This window comes from Sphingobium estronivorans, assembly GCF_008692605.1.
In the GTDB taxonomy this organism is placed as follows: domain Bacteria; phylum Pseudomonadota; class Alphaproteobacteria; order Sphingomonadales; family Sphingomonadaceae; genus Sphingobium; species Sphingobium estronivorans.
The window spans coordinates 15,517-32,561 of the sequence record NZ_LFCT01000017.1 but is presented as its reverse complement, the minus strand read 5'-3'; the positions used below and the strand labels follow the sequence as shown (position 1 = coordinate 32,561).

At 63.0% G+C, this 17,045-nt stretch carries 13 protein-coding genes and 1 pseudogene; 8 read left to right on the top strand and 6 right to left on the bottom strand.

All coding sequences use genetic code 11. The features are described from left to right. Positions 1 to 57: 57 nt before the first annotated feature. Genes carB through carA form a run of 3 tightly spaced genes read right to left on the bottom strand, consistent with a single transcriptional unit; the run spans position 58 to position 4,978 of the window. On the bottom strand, positions 58 to 3,393 hold the full coding sequence (gene carB, locus F7P65_RS12710; RefSeq protein WP_150292238.1) for a carbamoyl-phosphate synthase large subunit: 3,336 nt from the start codon (positions 3,391 to 3,393) through the stop codon (positions 58 to 60). Between the two features lie 59 nt (positions 3,394 to 3,452). Next, positions 3,453 to 3,821, bottom strand: coding sequence for a ribonuclease E inhibitor RraB (locus tag F7P65_RS12705; protein ID WP_150292236.1), 369 nt, complete (start codon positions 3,819 to 3,821; stop codon positions 3,453 to 3,455). Next, positions 3,818 to 4,978, bottom strand: coding sequence for a glutamine-hydrolyzing carbamoyl-phosphate synthase small subunit (gene carA / locus F7P65_RS12700; protein WP_150292235.1), 1,161 nt, complete (start codon positions 4,976 to 4,978; stop codon positions 3,818 to 3,820). Before carA ends, F7P65_RS12705 begins: the two co-directional genes overlap by 4 nt. Positions 4,979 to 5,130: 152 nt before the next feature. Between carA and F7P65_RS12695 the strand changes: the two genes are divergently transcribed. The 7 genes from F7P65_RS12695 to F7P65_RS12665 all read left to right on the top strand — a co-directional run bounded on the left by F7P65_RS12695 (position 5,131) and on the right by F7P65_RS12665 (position 12,917). After that, on the top strand, positions 5,131 to 5,583 hold the full coding sequence (locus F7P65_RS12695) for a GatB/YqeY domain-containing protein (RefSeq protein ID WP_150292232.1): 453 nt from the start codon (positions 5,131 to 5,133) through the stop codon (positions 5,581 to 5,583). A 12-nt stretch (positions 5,584 to 5,595) separates the two neighbouring features. After that, positions 5,596 to 7,500 carry a DNA primase gene (gene dnaG, locus F7P65_RS12690; RefSeq protein ID WP_150292230.1) on the top strand — a complete coding sequence of 635 codons (1,905 nt, stop codon included), beginning with the start codon at positions 5,596 to 5,598 and terminating at the stop codon, positions 7,498 to 7,500. A 69-nt stretch (positions 7,501 to 7,569) separates the two neighbouring features. Beyond that, the gene (gene rpoD, locus F7P65_RS12685) at positions 7,570 to 9,615 is read left to right on the top strand and encodes an RNA polymerase sigma factor RpoD (RefSeq protein ID WP_150292228.1); all 2,046 of its coding nucleotides are present in this window, start codon (positions 7,570 to 7,572) and stop codon (positions 9,613 to 9,615) included. 138 nt (positions 9,616 to 9,753) lie between these two features. Continuing rightward, the gene (locus F7P65_RS12680; protein WP_150292226.1) at positions 9,754 to 10,434 is read left to right on the top strand and encodes a DUF6975 family protein; all 681 of its coding nucleotides are present in this window, start codon (positions 9,754 to 9,756) and stop codon (positions 10,432 to 10,434) included. 80 nt (positions 10,435 to 10,514) lie between these two features. Continuing rightward, the gene (locus F7P65_RS12675) at positions 10,515 to 11,360 is read left to right on the top strand and encodes an AAA family ATPase (protein WP_150292415.1); all 846 of its coding nucleotides are present in this window, start codon (positions 10,515 to 10,517) and stop codon (positions 11,358 to 11,360) included. A 3-nt stretch (positions 11,361 to 11,363) separates the two neighbouring features. Then, positions 11,364 to 11,780 (top strand): GFA family protein, encoded by a 417-nt coding sequence (locus F7P65_RS12670; protein WP_150292224.1) that lies wholly within the window; start codon positions 11,364 to 11,366, stop codon positions 11,778 to 11,780. 93 nt (positions 11,781 to 11,873) lie between these two features. Further along, positions 11,874 to 12,917, top strand: coding sequence for a hypothetical protein (locus F7P65_RS12665; protein WP_150292222.1), 1,044 nt, complete (start codon positions 11,874 to 11,876; stop codon positions 12,915 to 12,917). Positions 12,918 to 12,920: 3 nt separating this feature from the next. Here F7P65_RS12665 and F7P65_RS22565 read toward each other — a convergent pair. Continuing rightward, positions 12,921 to 14,289: pseudogene (locus tag F7P65_RS22565) on the bottom strand (methyl-accepting chemotaxis protein). A 132-nt stretch (positions 14,290 to 14,421) separates the two neighbouring features. Between F7P65_RS22565 and F7P65_RS12655 the strand changes: the two are divergent. Continuing rightward, entirely contained in the window at positions 14,422 to 15,597 is a 1,176-nt protein-coding gene (locus tag F7P65_RS12655; RefSeq protein WP_150292413.1) for a vWA domain-containing protein, read from the top strand. Between the two features lie 10 nt (positions 15,598 to 15,607). On the opposite strand, the gene F7P65_RS12650 is transcribed toward F7P65_RS12655, so the two are convergent. Then, on the bottom strand, positions 15,608 to 16,441 hold the full coding sequence (locus F7P65_RS12650) for a transporter (RefSeq protein ID WP_150292220.1): 834 nt from the start codon (positions 16,439 to 16,441) through the stop codon (positions 15,608 to 15,610). A gap of 77 nt (positions 16,442 to 16,518) precedes the next feature. Next, positions 16,519 to 16,917 carry a hypothetical protein gene (locus tag F7P65_RS12645; protein WP_150292218.1) on the bottom strand — a complete coding sequence of 133 codons (399 nt, stop codon included), beginning with the start codon at positions 16,915 to 16,917 and terminating at the stop codon, positions 16,519 to 16,521. Positions 16,918 to 17,045: the final 128 nt, after the last annotated feature.

Sequence of the window (17,045 nt, the reverse complement as noted above, 5' to 3'; positions counted from 1 at the left end):
TCCCTTTGGCGGCCCCGACCATGGGGCCACCCGCAGCATGCTTCCTTGTGCAGGGGATCAGGCTTGCGACACGGGATAATAGGACTGGAGTGACCGCACTTCAAGGGCATGGCCCTGAAGAGCCTCGATCGCGTCCGCCGCGGCAAGGCTGGCCGCCGCCGTGGTGAAGCTCGCGACCTTGGCGCGGAGCGCGCTGGTGCGGATCGCCTTGCTGTCCTTGAGCGATTGCCACCCCTCGGTCGTATTGAAGATCAGATCGACGTCGCCGTCGGTGATCTTGTCCACGATATGGGGACGTCCCTCCGCCACCTTGTTCACCGGCTGAACGGCAATGCCCTGCTCTTCCAGATAGCGCGCAGTGCCGCCCGTGGCGATGATGGTGAAGCCGAGACGGGCCAGCTTCTGCACGGCGGGCAGGATCACCGGCTTGTCGCTGTCCTTGACCGACACGAACGTCGTGCCCGATTTCGGCAAGACCGTGCCTGCGCCGAGCTGCGACTTGGCGAAGGCGGTCGCGAAATCGCTGTCGATGCCCATGACTTCGCCAGTGCTCTTCATTTCGGGCGAAAGGACCGGATCGACGCCGGGGAAGCGCGCGAAGGGGAAGACCGCTTCCTTGACCGCGATATGCGAAATCGCGTTGCGGTCGATCTTCGGCAGGTCCTTCAGCTTCTCGCCCGCCATCACGCGCGATGCGATCTTGGCGATGGGCGTGCCGATGGCCTTGGCGACGAAGGGCACGGTGCGACTGGCTCTGGGGTTGACCTCGATCAGGTAAACCACACCATCCTTGACCGCGTACTGGATGTTCATCAGGCCACGCACCGACAAAGCGCGGGCGAGAACATCGGTTTGACGCTCAATCTCTGCGATCACCTCGTCCGACAGGCTGTACGGCGGCAACGAACAGGCGCTGTCGCCCGAATGGACGCCCGCTTCCTCGATATGCTGGAGCACGCCCGCCACGACCACATCGTCGCCGTCGCAGAGCGCGTCCACGTCCACCTCAGTCGCATCGCGCAGATATTGGTCGATCAGCACCGGGGAGTCGCCCGACACCTGAACGGCGGTGGCGATATATTCCTCCAACTGCGCCTGACCGTCGACAATCTCCATGGCGCGCCCGCCAAGGACGTAGGACGGACGCATCAGTACCGGATAGCCGATGCGGTTGGCGACGGCGATGGCTTCCTCGCGGCTGCGGGCGATGCCGTTGGCGGGCTGCTTGAGCTTCAGCTTGTCGATCAGCGCGGCGAAGCGCTCGCGGTCCTCGGCCAGATCGATGGCGTCGGGCGAGGTACCGAGGATCGGGATGCCCGCATCCTCCAGCGCCTGTGCGAGCTTCAACGGCGTCTGGCCGCCAAACTGGACGATCACGCCCGCCAGCGTGCCGTTCGACATTTCGACGCTCAGGATTTCGAGCACGTCCTCGGCGGTCAGCGGCTCGAAATAGAGGCGGTCGGACGTGTCATAGTCGGTCGACACGGTTTCCGGGTTGCAGTTGACCATGATCGTTTCATAACCGGCCTCGCTCAATGCGAAGCAGGCGTGGACGCAGCAATAGTCGAACTCGATCCCCTGCCCGATGCGGTTGGGACCGCCACCCAGGATCACGACCTTCTTCCGGTCGCTGGGCTGCGCCTCATTCTCCGCCTCACCGAAGATCGGCGCTTCATAGGTCGAGTACATATAGGGCGTCTTCGCCTCGAACTCGGCAGCGCAGGTGTCGATGCGCTTGAACACCGGCCGCACACCCAGCTTGTGCCGCAGGCTGCGCACCTCGTCCTCGGTCACGCCGCCGGTCATGGCCTTGACCGCATCGTGGATCAGGCCCGAACTGCGGGCGATGCCGCGTTCCATGCCGCGCAGATTGGCGGACTTGAGGGCCAGATAGGCAAGGCGCTTGTCCGCGAAACCCATGGCCTTGAGGCGGCGCATGCCGTCCGCATCCTGCGGCAGGCCGTTGCTCAGGATTTCGTCTTCGGCGTCGATGATTTCCTTGATTCGCTCCAGGAACCAGGGATCGAATTTGGCGATGCTGTGGATTTCCGCGACGCTCAGCCCTTCGCGCAGAGCCTGCGCCGCGACCAGCAGGCGATCCGGAGTCGGCTGGGCGAGCGCAGCGACGATGTCGTCCTTGGGCGCACCTTCCAGATGATCGACCTCGTTGAAGCCGCACAGGCCGGTTTCCAGACCGCGCAGCGCCTTCTGCATCGATTCATGGATATTGCGGCCGATGGCCATCACCTCGCCCACCGACTTCATCGCGGTGCCAAGCAGCGGCTCGCTCCCCTTGAATTTCTCGAAGGCGAAGCGCGGGATCTTGGTCACGACATAGTCGATGGTCGGTTCGAACGACGCCGGGGTCGCGCCGGTAATGTCATTCTCGATCTCGTCCAGCGTGTAGCCGACGGCCAGCTTCGCCGCGACCTTGGCGATGGGGAAGCCGGTCGCCTTCGACGCCAGCGCCGAGGAACGGGAGACGCGCGGGTTCATCTCGATGACGATCAGGCGGCCATCCTTCGGATTGACTGCGAACTGCACGTTCGAACCGCCTGTTTCCACGCCGATTTCACGCAGCACCGCGATGCTCGCGTTGCGCATGATCTGATATTCCTTGTCGGTCAGGGTCAGCGCGGGCGCGACGGTGATGGAGTCGCCGGTATGGACGCCCATCGGGTCAACATTTTCGATCGAGCAGATGATGATGGCGTTGTCGTTGCGGTCGCGCACGACCTCCATCTCATATTCTTTCCAGCCGAGCAGCGATTCCTCGATCAGCACTTCGGTGGTCGGCGAAGCGTCGAGGCCTTCGCCGACGATCCGCTTGAACTCCTCCTTGTTGTAAGCAACGCCGCCGCCGGTGCCGCCGAGCGTGAAGCTGGGGCGGATGATGGACGGCAGGCCGGTGAACTCCAGCGCCTCCATCGCCTCTTCCATCGTGTGGGCGATGCGCGAGCGGGCGGATTCCAGACCGATCTTGTCCATCGCGTCGCGGAACTTCAAGCGATCCTCGGCCTTGTCGATGGCGGCGGCGTCGGCGCCGATCATCTTGACGCCGAACTTGTCGAGCGTGCCGTCATTGAAGAGCGCCAGCGCCGTGTTGAGCGCCGTCTGACCGCCCATGGTCGGCAGCACCGCGTCGGGGCGTTCCTTCTCGATGATCTTCGCCACGATTTCGGGCGTGATCGGCTCGACATAGGTCGCGTCGGCAAATTCCGGATCGGTCATGATGGTGGCCGGGTTGGAATTCACCAGGATGATGCGATAGCCCTCTTCCTTGAGCGCCTTCACCGCCTGCGTGCCCGAATAGTCGAACTCGCAAGCCTGGCCGATGATGATCGGGCCAGCGCCGATGATGAGGATGGAGGAGATGTCGGTGCGCTTGGGCATTATTCGGCCTCTGGTTTAACGGTGGAAGGCGCTGGCGCGCACAATTTGGAAAATGACGGTCAATGCACTTGTCCGGATTGGGCCTCGCAACCCCAGCCGTCATATTCGACGCCGCAGAGGATTTCGATCTGGAGGCACTTCTTCGTCAGAGCGCGGATCGACTGTTCGTCGACCGGCTGCACGCATTCGAGGAAGAGGAACAGGTCGCCGTCCTCATCCTCTTCGCGGTCCAGTTCGACGAAACCGAACTGGCTGGCGATGGTGAGGACACGCTCGAAATCCTTCTCGCTGCCCTTGAAGCTGACGTCGACCGGCCGCGCGATGCGGGCCACATCGCCATTGGCAGCGAGATTGGCGAGGACGGACTTGTCCGCCTCCCACTCTGCGGCGAGGCGGGCTTCGTCAACCGGGGGCAGGTTGAGGCTCACTTAAGCCCCTCGACGAAGCGCTGGAACAAGTAGAAGCTGTCCTGCGGGCCGGGCGAGGCTTCGGGGTGATACTGGACCGAGAAGGCCTTTTTATCGGTCAGTTCGATGCCGCAGTTGCTGCCGTCGAAGAGCGACACATGGGTCGACTTCACATTGGCGGGCAGCGTATCGGCGTCGACCGCGAAGCCGTGGTTCATCGAGGTGATCTCGACCAGACCGTCGGACAGGCGCTTGACCGGGTGGTTGGCGCCGCGATGGCCCTGATGCATCTTGATGGTCTTCGCGCCGGCGGCAATCGCCAGCATCTGGTGGCCAAGGCAGATGCCGAAGATCGGCTTGTCGGCTTCGAGGACCTTCTGGATCACGGGCACGGCATATTCGCCGGTCGCGGCCGGATCGCCGGGGCCGTTGGAGAGGAACACGCCGTCGGGCTGCTGCTCCATCACCTGCTCGAAGGTCGCGGTGGCAGGCAACACGGTGACGCGGGCGCCCGCCTTCACCAGATTACGGAAGATATTGTTCTTTGCACCATAGTCGATGGCAACGACATGGGGGCGTTCTTCGCCGGCTTCGTCGAGGCCGTAGCCATGGCCGAGCTTCCACACGCCGTCATTCCAGAGGCGTTCCGCGCCCGACACTTCGATGGCGAGGTCCATGCCTTCGAGGCCCGGCCAGCTGGCGGCCTTGGCGGCGAGCGCTTCGAGGTCGAACCGGCCTTCGGGATCATGGGCGATCACGACATTGGGCGCGCCCTTCAGGCGGATCATCCGGGTCAGGGCGCGGGTGTCGACACCGGCCAGGCCGATGCGGCCCTTTTCCTTCATCCACTGGTCGAAGGGTTCGACATTACGGAAATTGCTCGGCTCGGTGACGTCCTGCCGCACCACGCAGCCCAGAGCGTGGGGCAAGTCGGCCTCCACATCATCGAGGTTGGTGCCGACATTGCCGATATGGGGGAAGGTGAAGGTGACGATCTGGCCCGCATAGCTGGGGTCGGTCATCACTTCCTGATAGCCGGTCATCGCCGTGTTGAAGCACAGCTCACCCACCGCATCGCCGACAGCGCCGAAGCCGCGACCGAATACCGCGGAGCCATCGGCAAAAACCACGACCCCTGTCGCTCCTTTGGGCACAATGAGGGTCTTGGCGTCAGCCATGGTCGTGTCGTCCTTTATGCTTTTGCGGGAACCCGTCTGGAGCGGGTTAAACGGCCGGTCACCTATGCTTGTGAGGCCGCGCGGTCAACTCCTGTTAAAAATCTCTTTTGGCGTTATATCTGATCCTTTCCCGAGAAACAGGATTCATTCGCATGATTCGCGACCAGATCAAGAATGCCCAGGTCGAAGCCATGAAAGCCGGGGAGAAGGATCGTCTGGCCGCCGTACGGCTGATCCTGGCGAAGCTGAAGGATCGGGATATCGAACTGCGCACGGCCTCCACTGTGCCGGACGATGATGTGATCGTGGTCGAAGTGCTTCAGAAGATGGTGAAGCAGCGCCGCGAATCCATCGAGATGTTCAAAAATGGCGGACGCGATGAACTCGCCGCGAAGGAGCAGGCCGAACTGGACGTGATCGACGGCTTCCTGCCGCAGCAGTTGAGCGAGGATGAGACGAAGGCCGCGATCGAAGGCATCAAGGCGGAGGTCGGCGCGGCAAGCGTCAAGGATATGGGCAAGGTCATGGCGGTGTTGAAGGAGCGCCACGGCTCCGTGATCGACATGAGCAAGGCCAGTGGGCTGGTGAAGGCGGCGCTTGCCTGAGATCAGGAGCGTATGAGCCTATCCCCAGCCTTTCTCGATGAGCTACGGGCGCGAACGTCGCTGTCGACGCTGATCGGGCGGACGGTGAAGGTTCAGAAGGCCGGCCGCGAATATAAGGCCTGCTGCCCCTTCCATAATGAGAAGACGCCCAGCTTCACCATCAATGATGAAAAGGGCTTTTACCATTGTTTCGGCTGCGGAGCGCATGGCGACGCGATCCGCTGGATGACCGATCAGCGCGGCCTGCCCTTCATGGAGGCCGTGAAGGAACTGGCCCAGACGGCGGGGATGGAGGTTCCCGCCCCCGATCCCCGCGCAGCGAAGCGGCAGGAACAGGCCAGGGGCCTGCACGATGTCATGACGGCGGCGCAGGGCTTTTTCGAAGAGCAGCTTGGCGGGATCGAGGGCGCTGAGGCGCGTGCCTATCTCCAGAAACGGGGTATGAGCGCGGCGACCGTGAAAAGCTTCGGCTTCGGCTTTTCCCCCGATGGACGCGGGCGGCTCAAGACGGCGCTCAAGGACTTGGGCGAATCCCTGCTGATCGAGGTCGGCCTGCTGATCGATCCCGATGGCGCCGAGCCGGACGGCGATAAAAGCAAGAAGCGCGACAGCTATGACCGCTTCCGGGGCCGTTTGATGCTGCCGATCCGGGATATTCGCGGGCGCGTCATCGCGTTCGGCGGGCGCATTCTGGGCGCGGGCGAACCCAAATATCTGAATTCGCCCGATACGCCGCTCTTCGACAAGGGGCGGACGCTTTACAATATCGACCGGGCCTCGCCTGCCAGCCGCCAGGCCGGGCGGATCATCGTCGTCGAAGGCTATATGGACGTGATCGCGCTCGCGCAGGCGGGGTTTGCCGAAGCGGTAGCACCGCTGGGAACGGCGCTGACCGAGCATCAGATCGAGCGGCTGTGGAAAATGGCCGATGTGCCGATCCTGTGCTTCGACGGCGACTCGGCCGGGCAGAAGGCGGCGATCCGGGCCGCGACCCGCGCCCTCCCCCTGCTGCGGCCGGGAATGAGCCTTGCCTTCGCGACGCTGCCGGGCGGGCAGGACCCGGACGACCTGATCCGCGCCGAGGGGCCTGCGGCGATGGAGGCCGTGCTGGGCGCAGCCGAGCCTCTGGTCGACCGGCTCTGGAAATATGAGCAGGCGGCCGCCCCGCTCGACACGCCAGAGCAGAAAGCCGCGCTCAAACAAAGGCTTTCGGCGATCACCGACGCCATCGGCCATCCCGATGTGCGGGCGCATTATGTCCATGCTTTCCGCGAGCGTTATGACGCGCTGTTTTTCGCCCGCCCCGCTTTCGGCGGACAGGCCCGGCAACAGCGGGGCGGCGGCGCCCGCCCGGGCTGGCAGCGGGACAGGAAGGGCAATTGGAAGCCGCCGATTCCGCCCGCCGGGAACGAGGCGCGGGCCATCGGCGCAAGCGGCATGGAACAACGCCTCCTGCGGGCCGTTCTGGCCAGTCTGCTGCGCTATCCCGAACAGATTGCGCTGCACCGGGAAATGCTGTCCGGGCTTCGTATCGGCGATGCCGCTCTGGCGGAATTGCTGAACGTGATGATCGCGGCATCGTTCGGCAAAGAAACAGTTGAAAGTGATGGCCTCCTTACCATATTGGGGCAAGGTGAAGTGTATAATATGGCAAAGGGGATGCTCCGGGCCGACACGTTCACATTCACCCCCCATGGAAGTAAGGCCGACTCGGATCGCGTGCAGCGCGATCTGGACGAGGCCATTCGGGTGATGGCGCAAGGACCGGAGTTGGAGGCGGCGTTGGCGGAAGCCACCCGGCGGGCGAGTGATGATCTCAACGAGGACAGCTTTGCCGAGCAGCAAAGGGTCCGGCAGTTGAAGCTGGATCATGATCGCCGCCTGGCGGAACTGGCGCAGACCGAAGATATTGTGTGATTCGATCCATCGGGATCGGTGGGTCTGATTGATCGCCCTGTCAAAGGGCGACGGAGTTAAGGCGAATAAATGGCGAGCAAGGCGAACAGCAAGGGTGCGGGCGAGGATGCGGATACTGGCGATGCACCACTGCTGGATCTGAACGAAGCTTCGGTCAAGAAGCTGATCGCACGCGCCAAGAAGCGCGGCTACATCACCTATGACGAGTTGAACGACGCGCTGCCGCAGGACCAGATGTCCTCCGAGCAGATCGAGGACATCATGTCCGCGCTCAACGAGATGGGCGTGAACATCGTCGAGAATGAGGAAGCCGGCGAGGACGGCGAGGATCAGCGCGACGACAGCGACGACGACAATTCGGACGATAGCGCCGAGGATGACGGTTCGCCGCGTCCCGTCGCCGAAAAGAAGAAAGAGACCGTCGATCGCACCGACGACCCGGTGCGCATGTATCTGCGCGAAATGGGCGCGGTGGAACTGCTCAGCCGCGAGGGCGAAATCGCCATCGCCAAGCGGATCGAGGCCGGTCGCGACACCATGATCCTGGGGCTGTGCGAAAGCCCGACGACGTTCAATGCGATCATCGAATGGTCGACCGCGCTGAACAATGGCGAGATGCAGCTGCGTGAGATCCTCGACCTCGACGCGATGCTGTCCAAGGACCCGGCTCCGGAAAATCTGGAAGAGGGCGCCGAAGATGACGATGGCGAAATCAGCGAAAAGACCGCCGGCCCCAGCTTCAAGGAAGAGGAAGAGCCGGAGGAGGAATCCGCCGATTCCGATGAGGATGAGGACGGCCTGACCGAACGCCGCGCTCGCCGGGCGGAAGAAGAGGAAGAGGAGGACAACACCCTCTCCCTCGCGCAGATGGAAGAGACTCTGAAGCCGATGGCTCTGGAGAAATTCGCGACCATCACCGAAATTTTCCGTGCCTTCTCCAACGCCCAGGCAGCGCGCATGATCGCCATGGCGATCGGCGAGACGCTGAGCCAGAAGGACGAGGACGACTATCAGGAACTGCGCGAGCAGTTGACCGCCGAGGTCGAAAGCGTCCAGTTCCATCAGCAGAAGATCGAATATCTGGTCGATCAGCTTTATGCCTATAACCGGCGCCTGACCGCGCTGGGCGGGCAGATGCTGCGTCTGGCCGAGCGGCATAAGGTCAGCCGGAAGGATTTCCTCGACCGCTATGTGAATCACGAACTGGACGATGGCTGGATCGACAAGGTGTCGGGGCTGGACAAGAAATGGGCCGCCTTTGCCGCTGCCGAAGGACGCGCGGTGGAGCGTATCCGCACGGAAGTCAGCGAGATCGCGCAGGCGACCGGCATGTCCTTGAGTGAATTCCGCCGCATCGTGAACATGGTGCAGAAGGGCGAGCGTGAGGCGCGCATCGCCAAGAAGGAAATGGTCGAAGCGAATCTGCGCCTCGTGATTTCCATCGCTAAAAAATATACGAACCGTGGCCTGCAATTCCTTGATCTTATTCAGGAAGGCAATATCGGCCTGATGAAGGCGGTCGATAAGTTCGAATATCGCCGGGGCTACAAGTTCAGCACTTATGCCACCTGGTGGATCAGGCAGGCGATCACCCGTTCGATCGCGGATCAGGCGCGGACCATCCGCATCCCGGTCCATATGATCGAGACCATCAACAAGCTGGTCCGCACCAGCCGCCAGTTCCTGCATGAGCAGGGCCGGGAACCGACGCCGGAGGAGATGGCCGAGCGCCTGTCCATGCCGCTGGAGAAGGTGCGCAAGGTGATGAAGATCGCCAAGGAGCCGATCTCCCTCGAAACGCCGATCGGCGACGAGGAGGATTCGCATCTGGGCGATTTCATCGAAGACAAGAATGCGATCATCCCGGTGGACGCTGCGATCCAGGCGAACCTCAAGGAAACCGTGACCCGCGTTCTGGCTTCGCTGACGCCGCGCGAGGAGCGCGTGCTGCGCATGCGCTTCGGCATCGGCATGAATACCGACCATACGCTGGAGGAAGTGGGCCAGCAGTTCAGCGTGACCCGCGAACGCATTCGCCAGATCGAGGCGAAGGCGCTGCGCAAGCTGAAGCACCCCAGCCGCAGCCGCAAGATGCGCAGCTTCCTCGACCAATAGAGGCCCAAGCGCGGCAAAATGATCCAAAAAGGCGGCTTTCGGGCCGCCTTTTTTACGGGCGTAAACTCCTCTTTTACCTCGACTCCCTAGGGTCGCTTCCGTTGAGGCTCCGCCAGCACCGGGGCGCAGGGGATGAAGATGAGCGAAGCAGCACAGCGCTATCAATTTGGCGACGTATCGCAGATTCTGGACGCCGTCGTGAGCGCGGACGGCACGGCAGGCCATGGCCATGCCGGCGGCGCGCGCGCCAGTTTCGGACCCAATGCAACGCTGACCCTGCCCGATCTGGCCGATGCGGCCTATTATCTCTGCCTGCTCCATGGCCGGCATCCGGGCGTCATCGACCATGCCGCCACCCGCTCGGCAGATAATGCGGCGCGCGAATGGCTGATCCAGGCGGCGGACGCCTTCGCACGCGAGCGGGCCTATCTGACGCAAGTGACCGTCGCGGTCGGCCCGGCCCCCAGCACGGCCGGTCAGAGCGATTGCGAAACCGTCGTCAGCCAACAGCGCCATGCGCTCGACATGCTTGCCCAATCGGACCGGCGCGGTTGCGCCATGGGGGCGGCGATGGCGCTGGTACTGGACTGGCGGGCGGTGCGTCAGGTGCTGGATATTGCCGCGATCCGCGTCGGGCTGGAACCCCATGGCTGCGACCTGCCGGATCGCGCCGCCACGCTGGAAGTGGCGCAGGCCATTGGCGGAGACGATGCGATCGATCGCGCCATCTTGTTCGGCGGCCGCCAGTTGCTCCACCAGCATCGCGGGCTTTGGGACGTCCTCCAGGCCCGTGCCCGAATCCGCACCGGCCGGAAGTAATTCCCCCGCATAAAGGCTTGCTCCCCTCCCCTGCTTTGCCATAGTCGGCTCCAGTGCAGACAGGATGAGTGATGAAGCATATGCGGTTTGAAGGTACACAGGATTATGTCGCCACCGACGATCTGAAGGTGGCCGTCAACGCCGCGGTGCTGCTCCGCCGTCCCCTGCTGGTGAAGGGTGAGCCGGGCACCGGCAAGACCGTATTGGCGCAGGAAATCGCCAAGGCGCTGGATGCCCCGCTGATCGAATGGAACGTCAAGTCCACGACCAAGGCGCATCAGGGCCTGTATGAATATGATGCCGTGGCCCGGCTCCGCGACGGCCAGTTGGGCGATCCGCGCGTTCACGAGATCGGCAATTATATCCGCAAGGGCAAGCTGTGGGAGGCCTTCGCCTCCCCCACCCTGCCCGTCCTGCTGATCGACGAGATCGACAAGGCCGATATCGAATTTCCCAACGACCTGTTGCAGGAACTCGACCGCATGGCCTTCCACGTCTATGAAACGGGCGAGACGGTCGCGGCGAAGGAACGGCCGGTGGTCGTCATCACCTCCAATAATGAGAAGGACCTGCCCGACGCTTTCCTGCGCCGCTGCTTCTTCCACTATATCAAATTTCCCGACCGGGAGACGATGCAGGCCATTATCGATGTGCATTTCCCGGGCATTCAGAAGATATTGGTCAACCGGGCGCTGGAGATTTTCTATGAGATTCGGGACGTGCCGGGCCTGAAGAAGAAACCTTCGACCAGCGAACTGCTCGATTGGCTGAAGCTGATCCTGGCCGAGGATATGCCGCTGGACGTGTTGCAGGATCGCGATCCGACCAAGGCGATCCCGCCGCTGCACGGCGCGCTGCTCAAGAATGAGCAGGATATCATGATGTTCGAACGGCTCGCCTTCATTGCGCGCAGGCAGGGACGCTGACCCATGGCCCATGGGGCAGGATGTCTGTGCGGCCAGGTGCGGATCGGCATCGACGCCGAACCGATGGCCGCCCGCATGTGCTGGTGCCGGCTCTGCCAATATCTGGGCGGCGGATCGGGCACCGTGAATGTCTGCTTCCCATCCGACAAGGTGACGACGACGGGGGAAGTCCGCTGGCATGAGAACGTCGCCGACAGCGGCAACGCCATGCGGCGCGGTTTCTGCCCGCAATGCGGGACACCGCTGTTCAGCCTGGCCGAATCGCGGCCGCACCTGACGACCTTCATTCGGGCCGGGGCGCTGGACGATCCCGACCTGCTGGGGCCGCAAGCCGTCATCTGGACCGATGCGGCGCCCGATTGGGCGCATCTGGACCCGAACCTGCCCCATTATCCGGCGCAAATTCCACCGGTCGCGTAAAAGCCCGCTTGCCTGGGGCCCGCATTTCGGCTCAACTTTCCTTTCTGACATTCAAAACCGCGCAAAGACGGTTTGAATTTGGGAAGGATGCCAATGCCGAAGCGTGCCCCCTCTCTCCTGCGGGCGTCTCTCTGGTCTGCCGCGCTGGCTCTCACGACGCCTGCGCTGACGCATGCGGCGGAGGAACGGGAAGCCTGGACGCCGACCGCCACTGCCCTGCGCGCCGATGCCGCAGGCATTGCCCTGCCGCAGACGGTGGCGGGACTGTCGCTGTCCAAAAGCGGCGAAGTGTCCCATGGCGGCAGCGGCATCGACAATTATGCGCAATATCTGTCGGATGACGGCGCGATCCAGGCAACGCTGTACATCTATATGCCAAGCTATGCCGATGCATCGCTGGCAGCCTATATGACCGACAAGGCGATCATGGCGCGCTTCGGGACCAAGACGCATCGGACCGCCTATGCCAGCGTGGCGACGGCGGGCCATGCCAATAGCGCGCTTCGGGCGGTGTATGACGATGCGGCCGACGGCGCGCTGACGACGGCGGCGGCCTTCGTCCATGCGGGCCGGTGGATGGTGAAACTGCGCGTGACGGGTCCGACGGAACGGCGCGCGGAAGTGCTGGCGGGGCTGGACGGCATGCTGTCGGACCTGCGCTTCGATGATGCGTCGAGCATCCATGCGACCCGCCCTGCGGACTTTGCCTCCTGCCCGGCGGCTGACGGTATCGATGCGCGGATGACAGGCCCGGCGGCCGCGACGCCCGTCGACATCGCAATGCCGCGTGAGGGCAGCGCGCCGCTCTGCATTCGGGGCCGCGTGGATACGGCGAGCGGCCATTATGAGATGCTGCAACAGGCCGGGGTGAAGGACGGCGCGACCATCGTTCCGGTGGACGATGCCGGCACGGTGCTCGCCTTCGATCCGGCAAAAACGGGTGCAGGCTATCAGCTTTCCATCCATTCGGTCGGCCAGACCGACATTTTCGGCATCTATGACAAGGTGCCGAGCGCACGCCAGATCGCGGAGATATTGGATGGCAAGGACCCCCAGACCGCGCGGGCAGGGGCGGTTGTCGCCTTCGCCGCCAATGGGGAGGTGACGCTGCGCAACGGGGATGGAAAGGCCCGCTGATCCTCAGATCAGATAACCGACCTCATACAGTCCCCAGCGCCGCCCGCGAATGATGAGGGGTACGAATACGCTGCGCAATGCCCGATACCGGCCCTCCCCCAGATCCTGCCGATAGGTGAAGAGGAAGAAATCCCCTTTTCCATCCAGTGCCTGGCGAGTCTGGCCGTCCATGAAAATCTGGCGGTTGCGGGCATTTTCCATGTTCCAGCGCGGCTGGCCGGGGCGCTGCGGCTGGCTGCGCGCGCTGATATGGGTGGGCAGATAGCCGTTCATGTCGACCAGGCAGCAGCCGACGACCGCGTTATCCTGCGCCGTGTGCCGGTCGAGCAAAGGCTGCACATGACGGTCGGCAAAGGCGGTAAAGTCATTTTCATATTGCACCGGCTCCGTCCCCCGAAGCGGGCGATAGGCGGCGTCGAACAAATGGGCCATGTCGAGCCGCTGCTCTTCCAGCGCGGTTTCAATCAGCGCCGTGATTTCCTCGGCGCCGTCCTCAGCCATGGCGATATAATGGCTGTTGCGAGTGACATGACCGCCATGCGCAGCGGTATTGAGCATCTCGTTCGCCAGGCCCTCCAGCCGGTCAAGCTGGTTCCGGGCATTTTCGACGCGGGCGGCGCTTTCTCTCGACGATTGGCCAAAGCGCGACAATCCCTGCCGCAACGCGGCGATATCGCCGTCGGCTTCGTCCGTGCACGTGACGATCGTGTCGGACCGGTCCCCGAACTGGGTCACGAGGAGCCATGCTGACGCGCAGTGTATCGATATGGGCGCCGACATCGCGGCCCCGCGCGATATTGGCTTCGACGCCGCCTATGAGCTGGCGGGCGTCGCGGTCGAGTTGGCCCAGCTTGTCGCCAACAGATGCCGTGGATTCACCGGCCTGCCCGGCAAGGCGGCGGATTTCATCGGCAACGACCGCGAAGCCCTGCGTCGCTGCGCCGCCCCGCGCCGCTTCGATCGCCGCATTGACGCCAAGCAGGCGCGTCTGGCGCGCTATAGCGCCCAATTCTTCCGAAATGCCGCCCACCGTTTCGATGACATTGAGAAACTGCCGCAAATGGCCTTCCAACCCGGTGACATTATCGATCAGTTCAGTGACCTGCCCCAGCGAAAGGGTGATCGCATCATGCCCTTCGGCGATGATCTTGCCCGCGCGGCGGGCGGTGAGGCTGAGTTCCTGAGCGGCGAGAACGCTTTCATTCTGACTGACCGCCAGCGCCTCCATATTCGACTGCAATTCGCCCAGGCGCATGGAATCGGCCTGAATCCGGCGGGTCAGTTCGCCAAGGAAACCCGCAGTCTCGCTGCATTGCAGCGCAATATCGCCGGATCGGTCTCCCAGATCGGTCAATAAATCCCCGTTTTCCAATATCGCCCCGCCAAGTTCGCCCGTTGGGATACTGCCCTATTAACGATGCATTGCAACATTTATCATTCCGCCAACGATGCGGCATCGAACCGCCTTGCATCGCTTTCGAAGCTGGCGGAGAAGGGCGGCATCATGATGCTCAATTTTCTCGACGCGCTGCGTGCTGCGGGCATTCCCGCCAGCATCAAGGAACATCTGCTGCTGCTGGAGGCGCTGGACCGCGACGTGATCGAACAGCGGCCGGTGGATTTCTATTATCTCGCCCGCGCCACCTATGTGAAGGACGAAGGGCTGATCGACCGCTTCGACCAGGTGTTCGCGCGAGTGTTCAAGGGGGTGTTGGGCGCCGAAGGGGTCGAGGCGGAAATCCCCGAGGAATGGCTGCGGCTGGTGGCGGAAAAATTCCTGAGTGCCGAGGAGATGGAGAAGATCAAGTCTCTGGGCAGCTGGGACGAGATTATGGAGACGCTGAAGAAGCGGCTGGAGGAGCAGAAGGGCCGCCACCAGGGCGGCAACAAATGGATCGGCACCGGCGGCACATCCCCCTTCGGCAATGGCGGCTACAATCCCGAAGGTGTTCGCATCGGCGGCGAAAGCCGGCACAAGCGCGCGATCAAGGTGTGGGACAAGCGCGAATTCGCCAATCTGGACAACACGAAGGAACTGGGCACGCGCAATATCAAGGTGGCGTTGCGGCGGCTGCGGCGCTTCGCGCGGGAGGGCGCGGCCGATGAACTGGATCTGGACGCGACGATCCATGGAACGGCGCGGCAGGGATGGCTGGACATCCGCATGCGGCCGGAGCGGCACAATGCGGTGAAATTGCTGCTGTTCCTGGATGTGGGCGGGTCAATGGACCCGTTCATCACGCTGTGCGAGGAACTGTTTTCCGCCGCGACGGGCGAATTCAAGAATATGGAATTCTTCTACTTCCACAACTGCCTCTATGAAGGCGTTTGGAAGGACAATAAGCGGCGCTTTTCTGAACGGATTCCGACCTGGGACATCCTCCACAAATATGGGCATGACTATAAGGTGATCTTCGTCGGGGACGCAGCGATGAGCCCCTATGAGATCAGCCATCCGGGCGGATCGGTCGAACATATGAATGAGGAAGCGGGCGCGGCCTGGCTGAGCCGGGTCACGCACACCTATCCCGCCGCAGTGTGGCTGAACCCGGCGCAGCAGGCCCATTGGGGCTATAGCCAGTCGACCCGGATCATCCGCGAGATCATGAATGAGCGCATGTATCCGCTGACCATCGAGGGGATCGATGAGGCGATGCGGGAGCTGACGCGCAAGCGGTGAGAAATCCGGGTCAGAATTTGACGCTCATCAGCGAGCCGATGCCGTAATCCGCCGCCCCCTTGCTGAGGCCGCCGGTGCCGTACAGGGTGAAGATCAGCCGGTCGGTCAGCGGCGTCGAGAAGGCGCCGAAGATTTCCCGGCTGTCGCGGGCGAAATCGCTGGAGGATTCGCGATAGTCATAGGAAGCGATAAGCACCGACTTGCCCAGCACCACGCTGGCACCGCCCGACGCCTGCCAGGCATTGTGCAGGGTAAAGCCCGATGGGTCGCCCGGCATCCGGTAGCCGACATTGGCGAAGGGCGTGACTATGCCGAAGCTTTTCGACACTTCCGCCGCGACGGTCACGTCGACCTTGCCGGTCCCCAGCGCCCTGGACCGTGACGCGGTGGGCAATTTGACGCGGGCCGAGAGGTCGAGGCCGAAGCCCATCTGCTCTTCCGGAATCTGATAGCCGACGCCCAGCGTCAGGTCGCCCAGGCCGCTTCGCGTCGTGCGCGGCGCGTCCGGATCGATGATAACCCCGCCAGCACCGCCGCCGACAATGGCCGAAGAACCGTTGATGCGCAGCCACGGAAGCGTCGCGGTGAAACGCAGATTGCCCGTGCGGTAGCGCAGGCCCATCGGCACGACGAGGATATTGGTGTCGACGCCGGTACCGTAATCGCCGCTGCTGTAATCGATGCCGGCTATCGCGCTCAGGCTGCTGCCGGCTGTGGATAAGTTTGTGGATGAAGCTGTGGACAGGCCTGTGGATGATTCTTCGGCCTGCGTGCTTTGCTGCGCCAATGCGGGCGATGCGCCCATGGCAAGGGCGATCCCGGCCAGCGCGATGGTCCCCTTCATGCTGTTCTCCCCTTTTTCGACGTCAAGCGGGGCGAGCCTTTCCGGCCCGCCCCTGCTCTTCCATTTGCCGAATGCTGTCAGCTGCCGCGGCTGGAACGGGCGACTTCCTTGGCGGAACTGGCCGTTTCGCGGGCGGCGTTGGCATTGGCGCGTGCGTCCTGGGCGCTGCTGCGCGCTTCTGTTGACGCGCTGCGCGCCTCGCTGCTGCTGGAACGGGCCTCGGTGGCGGCGGTCCGGGCGTCCTGCGCTGCGGTCGACGCGTTCCGGCTATCCTGCAGCGTGCCCTTGACGTTGGCGTCCTGCAAAACGCCCTTCACATTGCTGTCCTGGAGCGTTCCCTTCACATTGGCGTCCTGAAGGGCACCCTTCACATTCACATCCTGCAGCGTCCCCTTCACATTGCTGTCCTGAGCCTGCGCGCCGGTAGCGCCGGCCAGAACGGCAAGGCCGATGAGGGAAAGGGTAAATCTGGTCACTGCGACTCTCCTATAATGTGACACGCGGGCAGTTTCCCAAGACTGGGCCGGATCGGCCGATCCGGTCTCATGATCTTGCGAGAACCCCCCTCGCAATGTCGCTGATATCCTTACGCCACGGAATCGAC